19 protein-coding genes are annotated in these 24,018 nt (G+C 46.8%); 7 read left to right on the top strand and 12 right to left on the bottom strand.

All coding sequences use genetic code 11. From position 1 onward, the window contains the following. Nucleotides 1-49: 49 nt before the first annotated feature. Complete coding sequence (gene glgD / locus LI015_RS06190) at nucleotides 50-1,171, bottom strand: glucose-1-phosphate adenylyltransferase subunit GlgD (protein ID WP_002566321.1); 1,122 nt, start codon at nucleotides 1,169-1,171, stop codon at nucleotides 50-52. Beyond that, the gene (locus LI015_RS06185) at nucleotides 1,168-2,442 is read right to left on the bottom strand and encodes a glucose-1-phosphate adenylyltransferase (protein WP_002566322.1); all 1,275 of its coding nucleotides are present in this window, start codon (nucleotides 2,440-2,442) and stop codon (nucleotides 1,168-1,170) included. The genes glgD and LI015_RS06185 overlap by 4 nt, the downstream gene beginning before the upstream one ends. A gap of 585 nt (nucleotides 2,443-3,027) precedes the next feature. Between LI015_RS06185 and asnS the strand changes: the two genes are divergently transcribed. The 3 genes from asnS (at nucleotide 3,028) to LI015_RS06170 (ending at nucleotide 7,599) form a co-directional block, all read left to right on the top strand. Continuing rightward, nucleotides 3,028-4,419: an asparagine--tRNA ligase gene (gene asnS, locus LI015_RS06180; protein WP_002566323.1), complete on the top strand. Its 1,392-nt coding sequence runs from the start codon at nucleotides 3,028-3,030 to the stop codon at nucleotides 4,417-4,419. A gap of 239 nt (nucleotides 4,420-4,658) precedes the next feature. Next, nucleotides 4,659-5,729, top strand: a complete 1,071-nt coding sequence (locus LI015_RS06175; protein WP_227124314.1) for a metallophosphoesterase family protein — start codon at nucleotides 4,659-4,661, stop codon at nucleotides 5,727-5,729. A gap of 4 nt (nucleotides 5,730-5,733) precedes the next feature. Continuing rightward, nucleotides 5,734-7,599 carry an ATP-binding protein gene (locus LI015_RS06170; RefSeq protein ID WP_227124313.1) on the top strand — a complete coding sequence of 622 codons (1,866 nt, stop codon included), beginning with the start codon at nucleotides 5,734-5,736 and terminating at the stop codon, nucleotides 7,597-7,599. A 140-nt stretch (nucleotides 7,600-7,739) separates the two neighbouring features. Here LI015_RS06170 and LI015_RS06165 read toward each other — a convergent pair whose 3' ends face one another. The 7 genes from LI015_RS06165 to LI015_RS06135 form a co-directional block, all read right to left on the bottom strand. Then, complete coding sequence (locus tag LI015_RS06165; RefSeq protein ID WP_002589270.1) at nucleotides 7,740-8,249, bottom strand: TRAP transporter small permease; 510 nt, start codon at nucleotides 8,247-8,249, stop codon at nucleotides 7,740-7,742. Between the two features lie 11 nt (nucleotides 8,250-8,260). After that, nucleotides 8,261-8,944 (bottom strand): cyclase family protein, encoded by a 684-nt coding sequence (locus LI015_RS06160; RefSeq protein WP_117627123.1) that lies wholly within the window; start codon nucleotides 8,942-8,944, stop codon nucleotides 8,261-8,263. A 17-nt stretch (nucleotides 8,945-8,961) separates the two neighbouring features. Continuing rightward, nucleotides 8,962-9,990, bottom strand: a complete 1,029-nt coding sequence (locus tag LI015_RS06155) for a TRAP transporter substrate-binding protein (protein ID WP_054354125.1) — start codon at nucleotides 9,988-9,990, stop codon at nucleotides 8,962-8,964. Between the two features lie 19 nt (nucleotides 9,991-10,009). Then, nucleotides 10,010-11,269, bottom strand: a complete 1,260-nt coding sequence (locus tag LI015_RS06150; RefSeq protein ID WP_227124349.1) for a TRAP transporter large permease — start codon at nucleotides 11,267-11,269, stop codon at nucleotides 10,010-10,012. Between the two features lie 365 nt (nucleotides 11,270-11,634). Next, on the bottom strand, nucleotides 11,635-13,566 hold the full coding sequence (locus tag LI015_RS06145) for a sigma 54-interacting transcriptional regulator (protein ID WP_227124312.1): 1,932 nt from the start codon (nucleotides 13,564-13,566) through the stop codon (nucleotides 11,635-11,637). Between the two features lie 106 nt (nucleotides 13,567-13,672). Beyond that, nucleotides 13,673-14,767, bottom strand: coding sequence for a hypothetical protein (locus LI015_RS06140; RefSeq protein ID WP_117627177.1), 1,095 nt, complete (start codon nucleotides 14,765-14,767; stop codon nucleotides 13,673-13,675). Nucleotides 14,768-14,960: 193 nt separating this feature from the next. Continuing rightward, on the bottom strand, nucleotides 14,961-16,373 hold the full coding sequence (locus LI015_RS06135; RefSeq protein WP_117627120.1) for a family 4 glycosyl hydrolase: 1,413 nt from the start codon (nucleotides 16,371-16,373) through the stop codon (nucleotides 14,961-14,963). 269 nt (nucleotides 16,374-16,642) lie between these two features. Here LI015_RS06135 and LI015_RS06130 point away from each other — a divergent pair, with 269 nt between their 5' ends. The 4 genes from LI015_RS06130 to LI015_RS06115 all read left to right on the top strand — a co-directional run bounded on the left by LI015_RS06130 (nucleotide 16,643) and on the right by LI015_RS06115 (nucleotide 20,180). Beyond that, a complete protein-coding gene (locus LI015_RS06130) occupies nucleotides 16,643-17,509 on the top strand; it encodes an AraC family transcriptional regulator (protein WP_054354124.1) in 867 nt (288 codons plus the stop codon). Between the two features lie 75 nt (nucleotides 17,510-17,584). Continuing rightward, the gene (locus LI015_RS06125; RefSeq protein ID WP_002585465.1) at nucleotides 17,585-17,851 is read left to right on the top strand and encodes a hypothetical protein; all 267 of its coding nucleotides are present in this window, start codon (nucleotides 17,585-17,587) and stop codon (nucleotides 17,849-17,851) included. A 14-nt stretch (nucleotides 17,852-17,865) separates the two neighbouring features. Continuing rightward, nucleotides 17,866-18,693: a MerR family transcriptional regulator gene (locus LI015_RS06120; protein WP_227124311.1), complete on the top strand. Its 828-nt coding sequence runs from the start codon at nucleotides 17,866-17,868 to the stop codon at nucleotides 18,691-18,693. A gap of 116 nt (nucleotides 18,694-18,809) precedes the next feature. After that, entirely contained in the window at nucleotides 18,810-20,180 is a 1,371-nt protein-coding gene (locus LI015_RS06115) for an MATE family efflux transporter (RefSeq protein WP_227124310.1), read from the top strand. Nucleotides 20,181-20,427: 247 nt separating this feature from the next. Here the strand turns inward: LI015_RS06115 and LI015_RS06110 are convergent, their stop codons facing one another. From LI015_RS06110 to LI015_RS06100, 3 genes are all read right to left on the bottom strand, one after another. Continuing rightward, nucleotides 20,428-21,777, bottom strand: coding sequence for a glucose-6-phosphate isomerase (locus LI015_RS06110; protein ID WP_002566351.1), 1,350 nt, complete (start codon nucleotides 21,775-21,777; stop codon nucleotides 20,428-20,430). Between the two features lie 155 nt (nucleotides 21,778-21,932). Next, nucleotides 21,933-22,682 carry a hypothetical protein gene (locus LI015_RS06105; protein ID WP_002570480.1) on the bottom strand — a complete coding sequence of 250 codons (750 nt, stop codon included), beginning with the start codon at nucleotides 22,680-22,682 and terminating at the stop codon, nucleotides 21,933-21,935. Between the two features lie 236 nt (nucleotides 22,683-22,918). Beyond that, a complete protein-coding gene (locus LI015_RS06100) occupies nucleotides 22,919-24,001 on the bottom strand; it encodes a hypothetical protein (RefSeq protein ID WP_227124309.1) in 1,083 nt (360 codons plus the stop codon). Between the last annotated feature and the right edge of the window lie 17 nt (nucleotides 24,002-24,018).

The following is a 24,018-nucleotide window of genomic DNA, read 5'->3' as shown; positions in this document are numbered from 1 at the left end:
CGGTCCCCCGCTCTGCGCTCCCCGTGCGCTGCGCGGGGCTATGTGCGTATTATAATGTATACCTTTCGTTTTTCTCCACAACGATTTTGATGTTCTCCGGTGTGCCGATGTGTGTGGTGTTGGCACGGATGGTATCCCTGCTCTCTACGATACAGTTCTCAATCACTGTGTTGTCACCTATATAGACGTCATTTAAAATAATGGAATTCTTGATTACACAATTGTTGCCCACGTATGCCTTTTTAAAGAGAATGGAGTTTTCAACTGTGCCATTCAGGATACATCCGCTGGAAATCAGGCTGTTTCTGACCAGCGCGCCAGGGTTATATTTGGCAGGAGGAAGATCATCAATCTTCGTGTATACATCAGGATACTGTTTGAAGAAGTAATCCCTCACCTCAGGTTTGAGGAAATCCATATTTGTCTTATAATAGGAGTCCACAGAAGCGATATTGCTCCAGTAGCCGTCCAGCTTATAAGCATAAATTCTTTTAAGATTCTTATAGCGCACCAGAATATCATTGACCAGGTCATATCTGTCTTCTGCCGCGCAGCGCTCCAGCAGTTCTATGAGCTGCCTTCTGCGGATGACATAGATTCCGCAGGAAATGGTGGTGGCGTCAGATGCCATGGGCTTCTCCTCGAAGTCCGTGATACGGCCGTCATCATTCAGCTTCACACAGCCGAACCGGGTCACATCCGTGCCATCTTCCATGTCCTTGCAGACAACGGTAATGTCTGCCTTTTTCTCAATGTGATACTCCAGGACCTTATTATAATCCAGCTTATATACACCATCGCCTGCCGCTATGACCACATATGGCTCATGGCTGTTCTTTAAGAATGTAAGGTTCTGGTATAATGCATCCGCTGTTCCCCTGTACCAGTCGCCGTTCTCCGGTGTGATGGATGGGGTGAATACAAAGAGTCCGCCCTGTTTACGTCCGAAATCCCACCACTTAGAGGAACTTAGGTGCAGGTTTAATGACCTGGAATTATACTGTGTAAAAACTGCCACGTTCTGGATGTGGGAGTTTGTCATATTGCTGAGTGCAAAGTCAATGCTGCGGTAGCTTCCTGCAACCGGCATGGCAGCCACTGCCCTCTTATTAGAAAGTTCCCGCATCCTCTTGCTGTTACCACCTGCTAATACGATACCGATTGCTCTCATTTTACGCCACCTGCCTTTATAATGTAATTTCCGCCAGCCAGTAATCCGTCAGGATAATCGCCTACGGTTGTCTCGCCTGCTATGGCAGTGTTCTTGCCTACCTTAACCCCGTCAGGAATCACAGAATTCTCACCAATGGTCACCAGATCGAACTGATATACCTTGGGGTCATATGTACTGGGCGCATACTCTCCTGTTCCCAGTTCCACGCCAGAGCCAATCCTTACATTCTCAGCAATGATGGCCTTGTTCACAACGGTTCCCGCTCCGATGACGGTTCCCTGCATTATAATGGAATCCTTCACCACGGCTCCCTTGGCAACAGTAACGCCTGCTCCAATAACGGAGTTCATTACCTCGCCGTAAATCTCAGTTCCTTCACCGATAATGCTTCTCTCGATATTTGCCTCATTGGAAATAAACTGGGGCGGAATCACATCATTCTTGGTGTAAATCTTCCAATATTCCTCATACAGGTTAAACTCAGGAATGATATCAATGAGCTCCATGTTGGCCTCCCAGTAGGAACCCAGCGTACCTACATCCTTCCAGTAGCCATTATATTCATATGCGAAAATCCTGTCGCCTCTCGCATGGCAGTATGGAATGATATGTTTGCCGAAATCACACCCCGGCTCTTCCTTCATCTTGATCAGTGCTTCCTTTAATACAGGCCAGCTGAATATGTAGATACCCATAGAAGCCAAATTGCTTCTGGGAACAGGAGGCTTCTCCTCGAATTCCGTGATACGGTTAGACTCGTCCGTAATCAGGATGCCAAAACGGCTGGCCTCCTCAATGGGTACTGGCATGGCAGCAATGGTGATATCTGCATTATTGGCTTTGTGATAATCCAACATTACCTCATAATCCATCTTATAAATATGGTCGCCGGATAAAATCAGAACATATTCCGGGTTATATGATTCCATATACTCCAGATTCTGATAAATGGCATTGGCAGTTCCTGTGTACCAATCACTGCCTTTACTGCGCTCATATGGAGGCAAAATGGTTACACCACCAACGTTCCGGTCTAAATCCCATGGTACTCCAATTCCAATATGAGAATTTAAACGTAATGGCTGATACTGTGTCAATACTCCGACTGTGTCAACTCCGGAATTGATACAGTTGCTCAGCGGAAAATCAATGATTCGGTACTTCCCCCCAAAAGATACGGCCGGCTTGGCTACTTTTTGTGTTAGCACGCCAAGGCGGCTTCCCTGTCCGCCTGCTAATAGCATAGCTATCATTTCTTTTTTAATCACGTTATCACCTCTTGCTGTTAAAATTTTTGTAATTTTAATTATACCACAAACTTCGTAAATAGTACATAAATTTTTAAATTTATTTCATCGTTTTTGTGCATTTTTCCGACATTTTTTCCGTTTTTAACCATTTGATGGTGATTTATCTATATCTAGTACCCCTTTCCAAAATTTACCACTAAATAAGTCCCCCTCGCAGGCGGTATATTCACGGACGTTTTTGTCAAAAACAGCTATAAACATAATATCAGATAATAGGTACCCGGTGCATTCCAATTTCTGGAACGCGCAGTTCCGCGGACATCTGACATAAAACGCACACGGCATAATGCAAATGCTGCATAATCCGCATACGGCATAATCCGCTTCAGTTAAGTAACGTACCTTACGGGTATTTTCCCCGATTAAACATTATGATTATGTAATCATATTGAAAATACAGGCTTCACACCCGGCTCCATAGGAAAGTTAAGCCTTGAAACATAGCGTGAAATATCATATAATCACGTATATGTAGTTACCGTCCATTTCCAGGGGAATTGGGGATACTGAATATATAGATAAGAGAAAAGGAGAATATCAGTCATGGATCTGATTACCGTAAGAGAACTTTACAAACATCCGGAGGAATATCTGGACAAGGAGATAAATGTGGGGGGCTGGGTCCGCAGTCTCCGTGATTCCAAAGCATTCGGCTTCATCGTTGTCAGTGATGGAAGCTTTTTCGAAACATTGCAGATTGTATATCACGACACCCTTCCCAACTTTGCAGAAGTTTCTAAATTAAGCGTAGGCACAGCCATCCTTGTAAAGGGAACCCTGGTAAGTACGCCCCAGGCCAAGCAGCCCTTTGAAATTCAGGCCGCAGAAGTAACTGTGGAGGGCACCTCCTCACCGGATTATCCACTTCAGAAAAAGCGCCACTCTCTTGAATACCTGCGCACCATCTCCCATCTGCGTGCCAGAACCAATACCTTCCAGGCTGTATTCCGTGTGCGCTCCCTGGTTGCATACGCTATTCACCAGTATTTCCAGGAGAGGGATTTTGTGTATGTTCACACGCCTCTGATTACAGGCAGCGACTGTGAGGGAGCCGGAGAAATGTTCCAGGTAACCACCATGGACTTAAACAATATCCCAAAAACTGAGGAGGGAAAGGTGGATTTCAGCCAGGACTTTTTCGGCAAGGCCACCAACCTGACCGTTAGCGGACAGCTGAATGCCGAGACCTATGCCATGGCTTTCCGCAACGTATATACCTTCGGCCCCACCTTCCGCGCCGAGAATTCCAATACCACCCGCCATGCTGCGGAGTTCTGGATGATTGAACCAGAGATGGCCTTTGCTGACCTGGATGACGATATGTGTCTGGCAGAAGGCATGCTTAAATATATCATCCGTTTTGTCCTGGAGCATGCGCCTGAGGAGATGAACTTCTTCAACCAGTTTGTGGACAAAGGCCTTCTGGACCGCCTTCACAATGTGTTAAATTCCGAGTTTGGCCGCGTTACCTACACCGAGGCCGTAAAGATACTGGAAGAACACAACGATGAATTTGACTACAAGGTCTCCTGGGGATGCGACCTGCAGACAGAGCATGAGCGCTATCTGACAGAGCAGGTATTTAAGAAGCCCGTATTCGTAACTGATTATCCGAAGGAGATCAAAGCCTTCTATATGAAGATGAATCCTGACAATAAAACCGTTGCAGCCGTGGACTGCCTGGTTCCCGGTATCGGTGAAATCATCGGCGGCAGCCAGAGGGAGGACGACTACGGCAGGCTGGTAGCCAGAATGGACGAACTGGGCCTTAAGAAGGAGGACTATGACTTCTATCTGGACTTGAGGAAGTACGGATCCACGCGTCACGCCGGCTTCGGCCTTGGTTTCGAGCGCTGCGTCATGTATCTGACCGGAATGTCAAACATCCGCGACGTAATCCCCTTCCCAAGAACAGTAAACAACTGCGAATTATAAAGAATCTCTGCCCGCCCCGTAGAAGCGGGCAGAGATTCGCTACCCGGACGCAGCAGCGCGGAGTTCGGGGAACCCGTCTCTGCCCGCCCCGTAGAAGCGGGCAGAAATTCGCTACCCAGCCGCAGCAGCGCGGGGTTCGGGGAACCCGTCTCTGCCTGCCCAGCGCCAGCGGGCAAATATTTGCTGCCCGGACGCAGCAGCGCGGAGTTCGGGAACTCAACATTTGACAGGAGGCAGACATGAAATTCATCCACACCGGGGATATCCACTGGGGTATGTGTCCCGATGCAAACAAGCCCTGGGGCAAGGAACGCGCCCAGGCCATCAAAGATACCTTCCGGATAATCATAGAAAAGACAAAAGAGATGGATGTGGACTGCTTATTCATCAGCGGAGACCTGTTTCACAGGCAGCCGCTGATGAAAGACCTTAAGGAGGTCAATTATCTCTTCTCCACCATTCCGTCTGTAAAGATCATCCTGATAGCAGGCAACCATGACCGCATCAGGGAGAACTCTGCCCTGTTAAGCTTTACCTGGAGTCCCAACGTGACCTTCATAATGGATGAAGACCTGACCTCTGTCTATTTTGAGGAAATTAACACGGAGGTCCATGGATTCAGCTATCATACGGCTGAAATCAAGGCGCCCCTGCTGGAGGATATACAGGTTCCCCTGAACAGCCGTATTCAAATCCTCATGGCCCATGGCGGCGACGCCGCCCACCTGCCAATCAATTTCAACAGCCTGGAGCTGTCCCCATTTTCCTACATTGCCCTGGGACATATCCACAAACATCATGTCCTGGCAGACGGAAAGATTGCTTACTGCGGCTCACCTGAACCCCTGGATCTGACCGAGACCGGTTCTCATGGTTTCTATGCAGGAGAGATTCATCCTGTCACCAGAAAACTGATAAACCTCCAGTTCATTCCCGCCGCCAGCCTCCAGTACATACCGCTTGCCGTGAATGTGTCCAAGGACACCACCAACGGAGAACTGTGCGACCGGATATCAAATGAAATTGAAAACCGGGGTTCTCAGCATATTTACCGGTTCCGAATCAGGGGCATGAGGGATCCTGACATTGAATTTGACCTGGAAAAGCTCTCAGCCAGATACAGAATTGCGGAAATCATTGATGATTCCGAACCTCAGTATGATTTTTCAGCACTGTTTGCCGAGCACTCCAGCGATATGATTGGATTCTATATCCAGGCCCTTCAAAAAGAAGATATGAGTCCGGTGGAGAAGAAGGCCCTGTATTACGGGGTAAATGCTCTTCTGCATACCACCGATGAAAGGAGCTGAACCCATGAAGATATTAAGTCTGCACATTGAGGGATTCGGTAAATTCCACGATTTGGATATCTCCTTTAAGGACGGGCTGAATGTAGTGTACGGCAAAAATGAGGCCGGCAAATCCACCCTTCATACCTTTATCAGGGGAATGCTCTTTGGCATTGAGAAACAGAGAGGCCGGGCTGCCAGGAATGATGTCTACAGCAAATACGAGCCCTGGAAGGGCAGCGGCACCTACGAGGGATGGATGCGGCTGGAGAGCGAAGGCCAGATATACCGTATCCAGAGAAGGTTTCAGAAGCAGAACAAGGAGCTGACCATTGTCAATGAAACTCAGGGCAGGGAGATGGAGCCCACCAAAGCACTCTTAGACCAGCTCCGCTGCGGCCTGTCAGAAACAGCCTACGACAACACCATCAGCATCGGCCAGTTAAAGTGCGCCACGGACGGGGGCATGGTCGCTGAGCTGCGCAATTATATCGCCAACCTCAATACCTCTGGCAGCATTGCCCTGAATATAACTAAGGCCACCGCATACTTAAAAAGCCAGAGGCGGGAGCTGGAGAATCAGGTGGTTCCTGAGGCAGCGCGCAGTTATACAGCCCTTTTAGGTGATATACGCAAGACGGAGCAGGAAATATCCGCGCCTCAGTATGCCAACCAGTTAATTGAGTACCGCAATAAGAAGAGTGAAATCAAAAAGCAGCTGGAGTGCTGTCAGAAGGAAAAAGAAGGGCTGCTTGAAAAGTCTGCAAAAGGACGCCAGATTCTTTTAAACAGCCAGTTTACAGATCAGGAATCCGTACAAAAATACATGGAGGACACCAGGAAGCTTTACGGTGAGTACCAGAACACCCTGGCTGGCTGCAGTAAAAAATCCAGAACGGTCTGTGCTGTATTCATGTTCCTCATTACCCTGGCCTTCGCAGGAGCCGCCGGGCTGTGCCTGGCCGCGCCGGAGATGGTCCGCTCCCTTGTTCTTCTTCCGTTTCCCCTTACAGCCGCGGCGGGGATATCAGGCGCCATTGCCCTGGCTGCCTGTATAACCGGAATCCTTAAGCTGGGCAAGAACCGCCGTTTTAGAAAGGAACTGGACACCAGCACCCGCCTTCTCCAGGAAATATTCGCCCGTCATCTGGGCGATTCCAGCATCTCCCAGGATGCCATGAATGCCTTGGAGGGAAGGATGGCGGAATTCCTCCGGCTCAGCAAGGCTGTGGAGCAGTCTGAGCAGACCCTGGTGCAGTTATCCCAGGAGATTGGAAAGCTCCAGTCCAGCGAGGACCAGTTTTCCGAGGAGATAGAACAGCAGCAGCGTATCCAGTGGGAGCTGGAACAGAAGCTGGAACATCTGGCTGACTGCAAGACCAGGGCCGAAGCCCTGAAACATGTTCTGGCGGAGAATGAACGCATTCAGGAGGAACTGGACGCCATCGACCTGGCCCAGGACACCATGACCACCCTGTCCACCTCCATCCGCGACTCCTTCGGATTATACCTGAACAGGGAGGCCTCTGATCTTATATCCGGTATTACCGGAGGAATTTACACCAGCATGAGCATTGACGAGAACCTGGATGTATTCATGAACACGCCGTCCAAGCTGGTTCCCATAGAGCAGGTCAGCAGCGGCACCATGGATCAGATTTATCTGGCCCTGCGCCTGGCCGCCGCCAAGCTGGTCCAGAATGGCCGAAGGGATACCATGCCCCTGATTTTTGATGACAGTTTTGTTCTGTACGACGATGAACGTCTGAAGACAGCGTTAAAATGGCTTGTGAAGGCGTATGATAATCAGATTATTGTGTTTACCTGCCATCAGCGGGAGGCACAGCTGCTGACGGCGAATCAGGTGAAGTATCATTTGATACGGATATAGAACAGAACAACGAAGGTGCCTGGCAGTGTGCCTTTGGAGAGACTCCAAAGCGCAGCTTAATATTAACTTCATAAGGCTGCAGCTAAACGGAGGCACCGTTCAGTCATCTGTTACGGATGATTGAGCGGTGCCTCCATTTTTTATCTGTTCCCGTCTTTTTTAGCAGTATTATCCTTAAAATACTTCCTGCAATCGTATATTTTCCATAAGGCAAATATAACCAGCAGCACACTTCCTAACAGAAAACCCATATTAATTATCCATAACGGATATTTAACGACAGCTGTCTTTTCATTTGTGGAAAGCTGCATTAAAATGATATTAAGACCCCAGTTAGTCGTCAGGACTCCGAATACCAGACCAAGGGCATATTGGAGTATTTTTAAACCTCCATAAGCCTTTCTGTTATCAGCTATTTTCTCTTGAATAAGATCCAGACCGATTAACTCATCGCCCATAAAAGCCAGACTGGAGCAAACAAATATAGACCATACAAACAGCATTTTCAGTGTTTCATCTGTCCATGGCGCCGGAGCCTTCAGAACATTGCGGGCAAAGACAGCATAGGTCTCAATTAAAATCATTATAATTCCCACATAACCAAATATACTCTTTACCCCTGAATCAAGCTTTGAAACCAATCCCTTCATTTCCATTCCTCCTAGGGTTGTTCTGTCACCGCAATTACTCTTATCTGGGAGCCATCCGCATTTTTTGTGTTAAGCGGCAGCGCAATCAGCTGACAGGTCGGCTGCCCTACTTCCCATAAATTGGTGAGATATTCAATCATTAATATTTCCCCCTCTTTCAGGACGAAATCATGTACCGGCTGTACAATCGGATCCTCTGGTTTTGCAGTACGGATTTTGCGTATTTCATAATCCTGAGGGAAGTCAAATCCAACCACTTTAGGATTATAGTCTCTAATCCACTTTCCTCCGTCAGCGCTGACCCAACAGGAATTATCCCAAAATTCCACTGACTCCCAAGATACCCTTCGTCCACGGTCAGAACGGATTATAATGGTATCATAATGTTTATCCTTAAAGGGTTCGTTTGCCCGTTCCAACATCTGGGCTGTAATTGCCTCATTATCACCTACAAATGATAAATCCAGAATCAGACAATCCGAAATACACCAGTCGCTGATTGGGTATGCGTCCAGATTCTTACCGTCTGGGTCATGATGGACAGGTGCATCAATATGGGTAAACCAATGTGACTGCAAATTATATTTTGTTGTCTGCCAACGGTCTTTATTGGCATGGGATGTGGCCAGTTCAAACTTGATTCCATAGCGCCAATGTTCCACTACTGGCAGAGTGAGGTCAGTTATTTTTCTCATATTCTGTAATTCCCCCTCTAATTCTTCTGGATGATGTCGAGAAGCTCTGTACCATTTTCATCTGTAAATACCTTCCAGGCGCTCACTGCAATCTCTTTAAATGCTTCTTTATCAGGATTTTCCACAATCTCGCATCCATTGTCCAGCAGCACCTGCTTTGCCTCTATTGTCTTTTCCTCATTGGCTTTCCTCTGGGCCTCTTTACCTACATTGGCCGCATCCATGACAACCTGCTTTTGCTGGTCACTCAGCTTATCCCATGTTTTTTGGCTAATTCCCATCATGAACGGGGTGTAAACATGGTCTGTCAGCGTTATATACTGCTGTACCTCGTAAAACTTTCTTGACACAATTTCATGAAGCGGATTCTCCTCCGCGCTGACAGTACCCTGCTGCAATGCCGTATATAACTCAGATGCGTCAATGGTTGTGGGCAAAGCTCCCAAGGCCTTCCATGTTTCTACCTGTACGGTTGCAGGCAGTGTCCTCATCTTAATGCCATTTAAATCCGCCGGTGTCGTAACCGGCCTCACATTATTGCTGAGTTCGCGGAAACCGTTTTCCCAGAAAGCCAATCCCACGATTCCCTTTTCGGCAAACTTCTCAAATATTTTTTCTGAAGCAGCCCCATCAACAGCGGCTCTGGCCTCCTCCAGGTTGTCAAACAGGAACGGAAGCTGAAATACCTCTACCTCGGGAACCAATCCAGAAAAATAGGCAGTGCCGGATACCCCGATATCAATTGTTCCCTGCTGAAGTCCCTGTACCATGGATGTGGCATCGCCCAAAGCTGTATCATAATAATCCGTCGCTTTCAGGGTACCGCCGCCATTTTCATTAATATAGTCTACCATAGCTTTTAAACCGGTACCGGTGGGCGTGTTCTCCGCCACAGAACCGGCAAACACACTGAGTTCAATTGCTGCTTCTGCTTTTTTTGCTTCTGTGCCTCCATTATCAGCGGAAGCTGGTTGATTTGCTTTACCACAACCTCCCATACCTAATACAGCTGCTGCCAATAACATATACATTACAGTCTTTCTCATAATAAAATCCTCCTATGGTTTATTTCATTAACGCCGGCAGTAATGTTGAAATGCCGGGTATTAATACAATTGCTATGGTTCCTGCTATAATTGAGGCAATAAGTACCGGCAAATGCGGTATGATTTTATGTATAGGCTGTCCGCCTACAGAAGATGCCACAAACAGGTTAATTCCTACCGGCGGCGTCACCAGTCCAATACATAAGGTAACCACCATAACCACGCCGAAATGAATCAAAGAAATTCCATACTGGGTTGCTGTAGGAATCAATATGGGTGCAAAAATCAGCAATGCCGGCACTGCATCTATGAAACACCCCGCAACAATCAGAATAAATACAACAGCAAACATAAACACAGTCGGGCTTGATATTACAGAAGTAAAGCCTTCTGCCACCATCTGGGGTATTCCTGCTCTTGTCAGGACCCATCCAAATGCCTGGGTAGCTGCCACAATAAGCATGATACCCGCTGCTGTCTTGACTGATTTAAATACCACTTTCCCCAGAGATTTAAAATTAAGCTCCCTGTAAACGAATAATCCGATGATCAGGCAATAGAAACAGGCAACGGCCGATGCCTCTGTTGGCGTAAACAAGCCAGAATAAATACCGCCTAAAATAATGGCAGGCGCAAGTATGGCCCATATAGCATCTAAAAATGATTTTGCGGCCCGTTTCAGGCTAAAATGGCCTACTCCCTTGTATCCCTTTTTAATACACTGCCATACTACTACCCCTATGACAATTACCCCAAGAAAAAGTCCTGGCACAAGTCCTGCCAGCAGCATATCACCTACAGATTCTCCGGATGCAACTCCATATAGAACCATAAGTATACTTGGCGGAATAAGAGGTCCGAATATTCCTCCCACTGCCTGGACTGCACTGGCATAGCCGCCGTCATACCCTTCCTCCTGCATGGATGGAATCATGATTCCTCCCACTGCCGCGGTAGTCGCTGCCCCGGCTCCTGTCATAGCTGCAAAAATCATGCTCGCCACCACCGTAACAATAGCAAGACCTCCCGGCAAATGACCTACTACTGTTCTGGCAAAGTTCACAATTCGTTTTGAAATACCGCCGGATTCCATGAGTCCGCCTGCGATTACAAAAAACGGTATGGCCATTAGTGTAAATGAGTCCACCCCTTTCAGCATCTGCTGACCTATGATTATCATAGGTACATCCATAAAAAGTGCCATATAAAGCACTGCAGACAGACACAACGAATATGCAATCGGAACTCCCAGAAAAAGTAATACAAAAAATGCTCCCATTAAAACTGCAATATTCAAGAATCTCTCCTCCTGTCTCATATTTATATTGTTCTTACATTTTTTACAGCAATAATCGTGCCAAACTATATATTCTCTCCAATTTATTTCCTCATTTTTTTCCAAACATATAAATAATACACAATAAAGCTTGTTGATTACAAATAATTTAAATTTTTTGTATTATTCTGTTGTATACCTGTTTCAAAATGTTTCTATTAGATTTCACCATGTCTCAACCACAATTACCCCATAATATAAAAAAAGATGCTCATATCCATCGAAATAAGCATCTTTTCCGTGTATTGTTAATTTTTTCCCAATTGTAGTAATAATTCGTTGCTATTGATGATTTTTGCAACGCATCACTACTGCAACCCATATTTTTTCATTTTTCGCCATAAAGTGGAGCGGTCAATTCCCATGGCCTTGGCGGTCTCGCTCCTATTATATCCGTATTCACTTAACAGGCGCTGGATATACTGCTTCTCCTGCTCCCTTTTGCCTTCCGCATACATCATATAGGAGGGACCGGTCGCGGCCGGCCGCTCTGTATACTCAGTAATTTCTATATCATCCTGCCCCAGTGCTCCTGCCATTTCTTCTTCTGTTATCATATATCCGCTATGAACCACGCTCAACCGCTCAGCTATATTCCTAAGTTCCCTGATATTGCCTGTAAAGGCATATTGCTTAATGAGCTCCTCTGCTCCTTCAGACAAAATAGGCATTTCATAACCGAATTGATTACTGTAGTATTGGAGATAGTAATGGAAGAGAAGGGGGATATCCTCACTCCGCTTGCGCAGCGGAGGAATGTATAATCTAAGAACATTCAAACGGTAAAGAAGATCCTGCCGGAATTTCCCTTCACTCACCTGTCTTTGCAGATTTTTATTGGTGGCCGCAATAATCCGTACATCCACGGATATAACTGAGTTACCGCCAACACGGCGCACCTCCCGTTCCTGCAGCACGCGAAGCAGTTTACTCTGAAATGTCAAAGGAATTTCTGCAATCTCATCCAAAAACAGTGTGCCCTTATGGGCCATTTCAAACAATCCCATTTTTCCGCCCTTTTTTGAACCGGTAAAAGCCCCCTCTACATAACCAAATAATTCACTTTCCAACAGGCTTTCCGGCAGTGCCGCGCAATTAACTGCCACAAAAGCATTTCCCGCCCTTTTGCTGGCATTATGTATGCTCTGAGCAAAAAGCTCCTTTCCGGTTCCTGTCTCCCCTACAAGAAGAACATTGGAGGATACTCCCGCATATCTTCCGGCATTCTCAATGGTCTTATCCATAATATCACTTTTATGGACTATGTCCCGGAATGTATACCGCGCAGCCAACCCTTTATCACTCATCTGCCGGCGTATCTGACTTTCCATCTGCTGTATTCTTGATGCATTCATAAAACTGACCACCAGCCCTGGCATAGAATTTCCTATTTTTACGGGAAGGAAATCCGTAGAAAGAGAATTGCCTTCTCTCAGGTATACTCTATCCACTATGCTTTCACCAGACTCAAAACAGCATTCCGCCTCCTGCTGCATAAACGGAGCAATTTGCCTCAGATAAGACCCCCCCCCCCGTAAAGTCTGCACTGTCGGGAACAACTTTCTTGCTTCTCTGTTTGCTATCTCTATCTGTCCTTTATCATTAACATAAAAAATTCCTGCATTTGAAATTTGAGTAATGATTCTGAAAAGCTCAGACTTTTCTTTTTCCTTCTTAACCTCTTCCGCTATATGAACAGCTTCTTCCAACACATTAAAAATAGTTTCACGGCTGACCTTTATAGTCACTACAGGAATAGGGCCGTTCTTAAGATACAGATAAGTGGAATAGCCGCCAATAATACAGTCACATCCCTGGCTCACTGCCTCGGCAACACAGCATTCCAAATCATGTCCCTGGTCAACCGGATGATAGGAGGTCTCCACCCCGGTAATTTCTTCCATATGTTCGTATTGATACATATGAAAAAACCGACCCACAATCCCCACCTTCCTGCAGTGATACATCTTCTTGGCCTCGCAGAGAGCCTGAACTATATCGTAACCTGTAATTGGAATATTAATAACGGGTTTAGTGGGGTACTGGTGTTTCAGCTCTTCAAGTGTAAAATTACGCCCCACAAGAACATCATATTCCCTCTCCATTTTGTACTGACGAACCATATCAACCGTCATCACTTTAAATTCCACAGTGACCTTGTTTTTTTCAGGATATTCCTTGTATACCTCCTGAACTACCGGTTCTAATTCCGGATATGGCACTACGAATAGTATATCCAATCTGGTGCACCCTCCTCTGTTCATTATAATTACACATGCTGCGCCATAAATTACACAGGTCCTGCAATCTACAGGACCTGTTTACATAGCTCTTATATTTAAAATTTTATGACTGTCCTGCATCCTGGTACATCTTAATGGCCTCCGTAATATTAGATGCCGAACCAGCCTGTATAATTTTGGATAGCTGGGCCAGTTTTTCCGGCTGCAGGAATTCCCTTCCCAGGTATGGACCGTAGGTATCTGCTATGCGTATATTCTGCTCCCTGATACTGCTCTCCAGACTGCGTAGATTGGCGGTTACTTCATCCAGCTCCTGGCTGAGCCGATCCAGCTTGTCCTTATGGCTGGCTATGATTTCATCCGAGATAATGGTTTTTGTCACATTCTCAAAGGTACTCAGAGCATCCTTTTTCCTGGAAGCAATCTCCGACAGCTCCTGCTCAACGCGGGCAATCTCATCGTCATATTTTTCAAGGTCATATAAATCCTCACTCCCATCCTTTTGAATGGTTCTGGTAATAACCTTTATTTTCTTTTGATTTGACCTAAGGTGGTTGCGTATATCCCTGCCCCTCTTAAGTGTGTCCTGATGACGGATTCTGGTCTTATTGCCAATCACCACATAAAGCCCGCCAAACAAAATGACAGCCACAAAATACACCGCCGCCAGATACCAGATAACCCTCTGGGGAATCATAAAATAGATACCGCATGGAATTACCAGAAAGCAGATTACCAGGGTAAGAAGGAAAATCATAATCTCCCTGACCCCTCTGGGGTAGTACAGAGCGTAATAAAAAGTGGTGCCACACCAGGCAGGCACCCGGTTCTTCTGAAGCATTGTCCTCATCTGGACCTTCAGGTCCCGGTTGTGTTCCCGCAGCTCGCTGGTTTCCTCGGCAATCCGCTCCTTTACCCCCTGGCTTTTGGCCTTCTCCCGTTTCGCCCTTGCCTTCCTGAGACGTTCCTGTCCTTTTCCAATCTCCTGGTCATAGCTGGAATTAATCTCATCCAAACGCCTCTTAATCGTCTGATTCACGGAGTCAGACACAGCCTTCTTGGCAGTCTCCAGCTCCCGCTCTTTCATCTCTTCCTCATCCGCCAGCTGGCCGGCCGTATTCTGGTCACAGTTAAGACGGTACACCGCATCCCTGGCATCTGCCAGGAACTTTACATAATCCGTAATTGCCTGTCCCACCTGCATTTCCTCCTTATGGGAACATTTATCATTACGTATAGCTTACTACAAATAATCCCCACGGGCAAGGGATGTTACAAAAAATTCAAATATGGCCGAAATATGACGAACACAGGCACTGCCGGCAACACATTATGGCCGAAATGCCATACACCAGGATATTGCCGGTTTTACCTGGATCCACTGCGCCATTTTACGGACATGACCAAAGAGCAGGCTCCGGAAGATACTTTTTAGTAGCGCTTAACATATCCTTTACAAGCAGTCGGATATCCTGCTCCTCGCATTTCCTTCCTTTAACTTGAGGATCATTCATAAAAGCTTTGACTACCAGCTCCTCATTGCAGGTGAGCGCTGCCTCCAGTATGGTCTCATGATTTTCCACTGCCGGCATAATGAGCTCCTTCACATGCTCAGGCAGATTTCCTGCCAGAATAGGGCGGATGGTATCCCGCTCAAAAATGGCATTTGTTTCCACCACTGCCTCTGCCGGCAGATTACCAATCTGCATTCCTGTATTAGGTATATTCACATTGCTGACCACCCGTTCCAGGCCACAGAGCGCTTTGATAAGAAGAATGCCTTCCTCTCCCGTGGGATTCAGTTCAACCTCCTCTTCCCCGTTCAGAAGCCTTCTACTCTTTTCAAGCCGGTGTTCCAAATCTTCCTTGCGCCACTTCACGCTTGTCAGGGCGAATTTCCATTTTGCCACAGTCCCGGGGTCCTTCAGATACTCATTCCCCGGCATAAACTCTGCCAGATGGCGGTCTCCAGCCGCGGCTATTAAACCAAAGCGCTTGAATAAGTCAAATTTCACCCTATGTGCACAGGCAAAACATGCATTAGCCCAATTGGTATCCCGTTCCGCATAACCTTCCTGGAAATGTTCATCCACATACTTCCTGTACAAAGGGAACAGGTCAATTCCCTTGTAAGACGCATAGTCAAACCAGGTAAAATGGTTGATTCCCAATACATTGACATGGATATCCCTCCTGTTAATGTTTCTTAATCCCAGAACATCCTCTGCCAACCCCTTTAACACCTTCTGAGTGCCGAAAACTTCATGGCAGCATCCAAATGCCTTTATCTGGGGAAATACATGGTACAGTGTCTTTACGCACAAAGACATTGGATTGGTATAATTGATGACCCAGGCATCCGGGGAATACTGTTTGATGGCTTCTGCAAATTGTACATATATAGGTATGGTACGGAGCGCTCTCATCATGCCTCCCGGCCCGGCTGTATCACCTACGGACTGGTATATGCCCAGCCGTTCCGGCATGTGGACATCCACAGCCATCTCGTCAAATGTTCCAGGAAGGATAGAGATAACAACAAAATCAGCTCCTGTAAGAGCTTCCTCCATGCTCATACAGGTCCTGTATAACCATTTACCTGCTGCCTCCTTTCTCTGTGACAGGCGGTTTCCAATGATTTCATTGGCCCTGGCTGCCTCTGTATCAATATCATACAACCGTATGGTACCACCCAGCCTGGGCTCCATGGCCAGGTCTGTCATAAAGGTCCTGGCCCAGCCACGGGATCCGCCTCCTATGTAAGCAATCTGTACATCCTTTACCGCTTCATTTTCACAAATCATTTTAAATGCCTTCCTTTCTCCATGATTTTTCTTATCACTCTAATCTACACTGGACATTATAAATAAATTTAGTATAATTATCTTATTCTATATTGATTAATTTCTGTTGTAATCAACTTATATTTACTATTCCTGATTATATACCATGAGGTACCATGAAGGTACAATGATGTATATATCCAGGATACATCCGGGACAGTATACAGGCATCCGACCCATTCAAGCCTGTTACTTATAAATCATTGTACTTTGTATACAGGAGAACGATTATGGAACAAATCATATATGCTGAAAAGACCGACGGCATCTCCATAGACCGCATCCGCAGGGATGCCGCTTTTTCCATGCCCCGCAAACATCTTCATAATGAATATGAGATATACTATCTGCTGGAGGGAGAGCGGTATTATTTCATTGACAGGAGGACCTGCCATGTAACAGGCGGAAGCCTGGTGTTCATTGACAGAAATCAGATTCACCAGACCAGCCAGGCCGGTCCCTGCAGTCACGAACGAATCCTTATATCCCTTGACCCAAGTCCCTTCTCAGAATTCCTGTCATCTACAGGTGAGATGTCATTGCCGGGCTTTTTCCGCTGTCATTCCGGTATACTTACCCTGGATACGGAAGAACAGGTTCTGGCTGAGTGCCTGTTGGACGATGCGGCTAAGGAACTTCATGAAAAAAAGACTGGATTTAGGCATATGGCCATGTCAAATTTGTCCCGGCTTTTCATTCTTGCCCAAAGGCATATGTCTGGTTCTTCTCTATCTCCCGTCCTTCCCCTGTCTACCCAACCCAAACACAGAAAGGTAGATGAAGTGGCCTCTTATATTATTGGCCATTATGATAACCGCCTGTCCCTGGAGATGATAGCAGACCATTTTTATGTCAACAAATGTTACCTGAGCCGTATTTTCAAAGAAGTATCCGGATTCACAGTAAATGAGTATATTAATATGATACGGATACGCCGCGCCAGAGAGCTTTTGTCAGGCAGCTCCATGAGCATCACGGAAGTATCAGAATCCGTAGGGTACGAGAATATAACCTACTTTGAACGGGTATTTAACCAGTATACCCAAACCTCGCCTTCCAGGTACCGTAAACAATACTGGTTAAAAAATGACTTTTAAAACACCGGATTAGATGTTATACTAAAACATCAGAAACCTATATGTCCGCCAATCGTTTGCGAGAGGAGAAGCTTTATGTTCAGAATGTGGGGAAAATTAATGAAAGACAACCATCTTTTAAAAGATACGGTGGTCTGCATATCTGACTATTCCTTATCCAGAACCCAGATGGTCTTTGATTCCCTGGATTCTATTTGTTATGAATTTGATCTGGAAAAACCCATCTGGCTGGACTCTACTGTAAAGGAATTTAAGTACCATGATAAAGCCAGATTCACACAGGATAATTTTATTGAATCCGTAGATTTTGACTTCCTGGAAATCCAGGTAATTGAAGAATAAAGTGGAGAATAAACGTGAAAAATCTTTTCCCAATCGGAGAAATGGCCGACCTGTTCGGCATCAACATACGCACCCTGCGGTATTACGACGAAATCGGTATCCTGCATCCCGAGACAGCGGACCCGGATACCGGATACCGCTATTACTCCACCCGCCAGTTTGAACGCCTGAACACCATCAAGTATCTCCGGGCCCTGGGCGTATCCCTAAAGAAGATCGCATTGTTTTTTGAAAACAGGGATGTGGATATCATGCTTGACCTTCTAAAAGAGCAGAAGGCCGAAACCCAGGCAAAAATCAGCGAACTGACACAGATTGAACAGAAGCTGGAATACCGTCTCAAAGCTCTGGAGGACGCGGTTCATACACAATGCGGTGAGATTAGGACCCTTCATTTTGACCAAAGACAGATTGCGTATCTGAGGAAGGATATCAGGCTGGGAGAGGACCTGGAATTCTCACTTCGCGAGCTGGAACGAGCCAATACCCTGGAACCCGTGATGTTTCTGGGCAAGGTAGGCGTTTCCCTGTCCGCCGCCAATCTGAAGGCCCGGAAATTTGAATCATTTTCAGGTATATTCGTACTTCTTGAGAAGGAGGACCACTTTATGGGGGAGGAACAATATCTTCAGGCCGGGGATTATGTGAGCGTGCGCTTTTCCGGCACTCACCAGGAAGCGTCACAGTACTACATACAGCTTTTGGAGTATATGGACCAGATGGGATATGCCTGCTGCGGGGATTCCGTGGAAATCACACTGATTGATGCAGGTTTTACCAATGATACATCCCGGTATGTGACGGAAATACAGATTCCATACTTAAAATGCATGAAAGAATAAATATTTCTTAATGGAATAAATATTTTTAAATTAAATAAGCGTTTCTTATTGACCCTCCAGTAACTGGAGGGTTTATTTTTATTTTTAACAAATGTTATATTGAGGAGAGATTCATCATGAAAAACCACAATCTGCTGACAGAGGGCAATGTATTTCACGTACTGCTGGCCTTCTCCGTTCCATTCCTGATTGCCAATATCATACAGGCCCTTTATGGAGCCGTGGATCTTATGGTCATCGGGTGGTACTGTACGCCTGAGAGTGTGGCCGCAGTGTCCACCGGAACCCAGGTAACCCAAATCATCACCAGCATGGTATCCGGCCTGACTCTGGGCGGCACCATTCTGGTGGGGAAATACACCGGCATGAAAGATGATGAAAGGACCTGCCGCACCATCGGGACCACCCTGTCCGTATTTGCAATTGTGGCATTGGTGCTGACCATTGGAATGCTTATTTTCAGAGACACCATACTGACTGCCTTAAGGACGCCGGCCGCCTCCATGGATGAGGCCAGACAGTATGTAACCATATGCTTCTACGGCATATTCTTCATCTGCGGCTACAATGCCATAAGTGCCATACTGCGGGGATACGGCGATTCCCGCAGGCCCATGTATTTTGTGGCCCTGTCCTGTGTGCTCAACATTGCGGGCGATATTATCTTTGTAAAGTATCTGAAATTAGGAGTAGCCGGCACGGCCCTGGCAACCGTCCTCTCCCAGTCCATCAGCATGATATGCTCCATTATCTACCTTAACAGGAAGAAGTTCATATTTACCTTTACCCTTAAGAATCTGCGCATTGACAAGGACAGGCTGAAGGAGCTGGCAATGGTGGGAATCCCCATTTCCTCCCAGGAATGCATGGTTCGGCTGTCCTTTCTCTATCTGACCTCAGTCACCAACCGTCTGGGGGTAAACGCAGCCGCCGCAGTGGGTATTGCCAGCAAATACGACGTGTTTGCCATGCTCCCTGCCACTTCCATTGCCAGCGCCCTGGCAGCTATCACGGCCCAGAACTATGGCGCGGGAAGGCCTGAACGGGCACGGCAGTCCCTGGCAGCCGGCATTGGATTTGCGGTATTGGCATCCTCTGTCTTTTTCCTGTGGGCCCAGCTGTCTCCCCATACCATGATTGGTCTCTTTAACACCAATTCTGAAATCATCGAGGCGGGAATTCCCTTCTTCCAGTCCTGCAGCTTTGATTATCTGGCTGTATCCTTTGTATTCTGTCTCAACGGCTTCATGAACGGCCGTTCCAAGACAGTATTTACCATGGTCAGCTGCTGCTTCGGCGCCCTGGTCCTCAGAATGCCTCTCATATGGCTGGCCTACACCTGCTGCCCGGACAATCTGTTTGTCATCGGACTAATCGCGCCTGCTGTGTCAGGCTTCATGGCCTTTTATACCCTTCTCTTTGTGATACGGCAGTTAAAACAGGACGGGACAGAACGCCAAAAGGAGCTTACACCCCGCAGAGTCTAAGGAGGTTACACATCGCAGGGTCTAAGAAGCTTACACATCGCAGAGTCTAAGAAGCTTACACATCGCAGGGTCTGATGTAAACCGGCCCAAACCCGGTGTCCCGGATATTTTAGGCAATCGAAAAGCCGCCCTGCTGACTTACCCCATCAGCAGGACGGCCTTTTCTCTGCGCCGTATCTCTATTTAGCTTTCATCCGGCTAAGATTATATGGTATGACTGACCAGCCCCCGCAGGCCCGCCCTGTCATTACAGCCTCTTAAGCAGTTCCTCTCTCTGAGCCTCATATCCAGGCTTACCTAACAGTGCGAACATGTTCTTCTTATAGCTCTCCACACCTGGCTGGTTAAATGGATTCACGCCCAGGATATATCCGCTGACACCGCAGGCGAACTCGAAGAAGTAGAACAGTTCTCCCAGATAGAACTCGTTCTGCTCCGGAATCTTAACCATCAGGTTAGGTACATTGCCATCGGTATGGGCCAGTATGGTTCCATTCATGGCGCTTTTATTTACAAAATCAACACTCTTTCCCGCCAGATAATTCATGCCGTCGGTATCCACGTCTTCTTTATTCAGAAGAATCTCAGCAGGAGATTCCTCAACATTGAGAACTGTCTCAAACATGATACGTGATCCGTCCTGGATGAACTGGCCCATGGAGTGAAGATCTGTGGTCAGATCCACTGCGGCCGGGAAAATGCCTCTCTGGTCCTTACCCTCGCTCTCGCCATAGAGCTGCTTCCACCACTCGGACACATAGTGAAGGCTTGGCTCATAATTGGCTACGATTTCAACCGCCTTGCCCTTGCGGTGCAGGATGTTGCGCACAGCCGCGTACTGAAGGGCTGCGTTGGATTCATATGGTGCATCTAAGGCTTTCTGCCTTCCTGAAGCAGCACCCTCCATTAACTTATCAATATCCGCTCCACTTACTGCAATCGGAAGAAGGCCTACAGCCGTCAATACGGAGAAACGACCGCCCACGTCATCCGGCACAACGAATTCCTCATATCCCTCTTCGTCTGCCAGGTTCTTAAGGGCGCCTTTAGCCTTGTCTGTGGTTGCGTAGATGCGCTTGTTGGCTTCTTCCTTGCCATATTTTTCAATGAGCATTTCCTTAAATACACGGAATGCGATTGCAGGTTCTGTGGTAGTGCCTGACTTGGAAATGATGTTGACGGAGAAATCCTTGCCGTCCAGTACCTGCTTTAAGTCATGGATATATTTACTGCTGATGCTGTTTCCAACAAAATAAATCTCAGGTGTCTTACGAACGCTCTTGGGCAGCACATTATAAAAGCTGTGCGACAGAAATTCAATGGCTGCTCTTGCTCCCAGATAGGAGCCGCCAATACCTACCACCAGCAGGACGTCAGAATCATTCTGAATCTTTTCCGCTGCCTTCTTAATCCTTGCAAATTCAGCCTTATCATAATCTACCGGCAAATCGATCCATCCCAGAAAATCATTACCGGCGCCAGTCTTCTCCAGCAAGGTCTCCTTTGCACTCATGACTGTGGTCTTAAAATTGGCCATCTCTTCCGCAGAAACGAATCCTGCTGCCTTGGAATAATCAAACATAACTTCCTTTCCCATAACTCGCGCTCTCCTTTTCTTATGTCCATGGACCATGCGTCCATGATTCTGTCAGTGCTGCGGTAAAGCCGCTTATCTCTTAAATTATATCATAATTTCCCTTATAATACCATTTCTTTCTGACCCTGGTAACAAATTCCTGGAAGTCAGCATATTTAGGAAATAAATTCTTTCAGCAATTCCCCCAACATTCTTTTTTGTTCTGGATTTAAATCCTGAAGCCAGTTATCCTTTGACTTCTCTTCCTGCTTTTCCCTGCTGGCAGCAGTCTGCTCCAGCCCCCTTCTGTTATTACTATTTGAACGGCGGTCTCTTCCTATGGAACGCAGATTAGCCGGCTCCCTGCGGTCCTCCTCGGCTGTAACGGCAGGCACATGCTCCGCTGTGCCTTCCCGGTTCATTCGCGGCCACATCACATTTTCCAGATAGTCCTGGAGGCAGGTAAGGAGCTGCTGTCTCCTGGATTCCAGGTTGACTCCGTAATCCACCAGCATGGTAAACATGCCGGCCAGGATGCCTGTGGTGCCGTACAATACTATATAGTAGTTATCACTTCTAAACCAATAAGAGAGAAATGCTGCTCCGCCGCCTGCCAGGAAGCAGAGAAGTGTCAGCTGCCCCGACAGGTTGTCCAGTCCCTTTACGGACATTCCAAAGGTCCGCAGGCTGTACATCTGGCGCTCCAGATATACACGTGTGTTATTCATTCCCTGATTCATACGATATGTATCTTCTGCATTCTGTTTCAATCCGCGCAGATATTTGTTCTTAGTCAATGCCATATTGGTGCTTTCTTTAATTAATCGTTTGTAGAAGCTTCCTGCCATCAGCCTGGTAAATACTCCAGCCAGGCAGATTGCTGCCAGCACGTACAGTGCCTTTCCTGTTTGTAAAAAGCTCATCATAGTAAAAGCTCCCCTTTCTTCCCGGAATCCATCCCGTTTCTATATAATATTATTTTTTGGCCCGGGCTGCTGGCTGCAGCCGCTGCCTGGTTTGGGAAGCGCCCCTGCAGTCAGGCGTTTCCCGGTAAAATCTATTATAGCAACGGATTTTGATTTGGGAAGTTGAGAGTCCCTAGAATCGTTCGCCAAATTCTCCTAAAAAACGATTCTGAGAGGTAAGATTTTGCTTTAGACAGTTAAGGTATACGCCAGGATCCTCTGTCTGCATCCGGACGCTGTTCCTGGCGGGTTTCCCGGTCTGCACGCTTCTCCGGGCCGGGTTCCTGGTCTGCACGCTTCTTCGGGCCGGGTTCCTGGTCTGCGCGATTCTCCGGACCGGGTTCCTGGTTTTCATGCTTCTTATGAACAGATTCCCGGTTACCACGCTTCTCCTGGCCAGATTCCCAGTTTCCATGCTTCTTTGTGGCAGCTTCCCGGTCTCCATACTTCTTATGAACAGATTCCCGGTCCAACCGTTTTTTCATAATCCAGTACACTGCCATACCGGCCGGAAGGAACAGCCGGAACTCCCTGCTGCCATTCTCATATGTAACATACCGGCTGAGCCGGACTGTGGCTGCCGACCAGTTGACCTTAAATTCCCACGTGTTTGGTGTACGAATAACGGAAAAACCCATAGACAGATAGGCTATTAATATCAATATAATCCATCCCCATTTATATCTCGGATTCTGTCTGTAACATATGACAGCAGTCGCAATGGTAGAGAAAATCATGATAAGTGACAACAGGAACAATCCCCATTGAAATACATTCCAATGACTGATGGAGCGCAGCGTTCCCTGCGGAGCTAAGGATACATTGTCCCTAATGATAAAACTGATGATTCCCTGGTTTCCATCTGACGATTCCATTCTATTAAGGATTGCCGTAAACCGCTGCCCATCCTCTGTTTTTATTCCGTAGCTGCACTCCACAGATTTAGTTTTTACACCGTTTTTAGTACTGGTCCGGATATTTAACCCCTTCTTTTTAAAAGAATCTAACTGACTTTTGCCCCATATATCCACATTTTCCTGTATTTGCCTTTCCATATGTTCTTCCGGTACCGCTCCTGGCATATACAGAGAACGCATGGCATCTCTGTCCCCCTGGGATGCTGCCGACGTCATCTGTTCCAGATACTGGTCTGCAACTATTTCCCTATCAAAAAAGAGAGTCACTCCTTTATATAGGAAAAAAGCTGCAATGCAAAGAAATACTCCCACAACAACAACCGCCGTTCCCCCAAATATCATCCACTTCTTTTTCTTTTCCATACCATCCCCCTCTCTTA

This window comes from Enterocloster sp. 210928-DFI.2.20 (assembly GCF_020554465.1).
Taxonomy (GTDB): domain Bacteria; phylum Bacillota; class Clostridia; order Lachnospirales; family Lachnospiraceae; genus Enterocloster; species Enterocloster bolteae.
The sequence above is the reverse complement of the archived record's forward strand: the minus strand, read 5'-3'. Positions and strand labels throughout refer to the sequence as shown.

Coding starts and splice junctions, on each gene's coding strand:
- glgD (WP_002566321.1), bottom strand. CDS start 1,171: ATGAGAGCAATCGGTATCGTATTAGCAGGTGGTAACAGCAAGAGGATG.
- asnS (WP_002566323.1), top strand. CDS start 3,028: ATGGATCTGATTACCGTAAGAGAACTTTACAAACATCCGGAGGAATAT.
- LI015_RS06175 (WP_227124314.1), top strand. CDS start 4,659: ATGAAATTCATCCACACCGGGGATATCCACTGGGGTATGTGTCCCGAT.
- LI015_RS06170 (WP_227124313.1), top strand. CDS start 5,734: ATGAAGATATTAAGTCTGCACATTGAGGGATTCGGTAAATTCCACGAT.
- LI015_RS06165 (WP_002589270.1), bottom strand. CDS start 8,249: ATGAAGGGATTGGTTTCAAAGCTTGATTCAGGGGTAAAGAGTATATTT.
- LI015_RS06160 (WP_117627123.1), bottom strand. CDS start 8,944: ATGAGAAAAATAACTGACCTCACTCTGCCAGTAGTGGAACATTGGCGC.
- LI015_RS06155 (WP_054354125.1), bottom strand. CDS start 9,990: ATGAGAAAGACTGTAATGTATATGTTATTGGCAGCAGCTGTATTAGGT.
- LI015_RS06150 (WP_227124349.1), bottom strand. CDS start 11,269: ATGGGAGCATTTTTTGTATTACTTTTTCTGGGAGTTCCGATTGCATAT.
- LI015_RS06135 (WP_117627120.1), bottom strand. CDS start 16,373: ATGATTTGTGAAAATGAAGCGGTAAAGGATGTACAGATTGCTTACATA.
- LI015_RS06130 (WP_054354124.1), top strand. CDS start 16,643: ATGGAACAAATCATATATGCTGAAAAGACCGACGGCATCTCCATAGAC.
- LI015_RS06125 (WP_002585465.1), top strand. CDS start 17,585: ATGTTCAGAATGTGGGGAAAATTAATGAAAGACAACCATCTTTTAAAA.
- LI015_RS06115 (WP_227124310.1), top strand. CDS start 18,810: ATGAAAAACCACAATCTGCTGACAGAGGGCAATGTATTTCACGTACTG.
- LI015_RS06110 (WP_002566351.1), bottom strand. CDS start 21,777: ATGGGAAAGGAAGTTATGTTTGATTATTCCAAGGCAGCAGGATTCGTT.
- LI015_RS06105 (WP_002570480.1), bottom strand. CDS start 22,682: ATGATGAGCTTTTTACAAACAGGAAAGGCACTGTACGTGCTGGCAGCA.
- LI015_RS06100 (WP_227124309.1), bottom strand. CDS start 24,001: ATGGAAAAGAAAAAGAAGTGGATGATATTTGGGGGAACGGCGGTTGTT.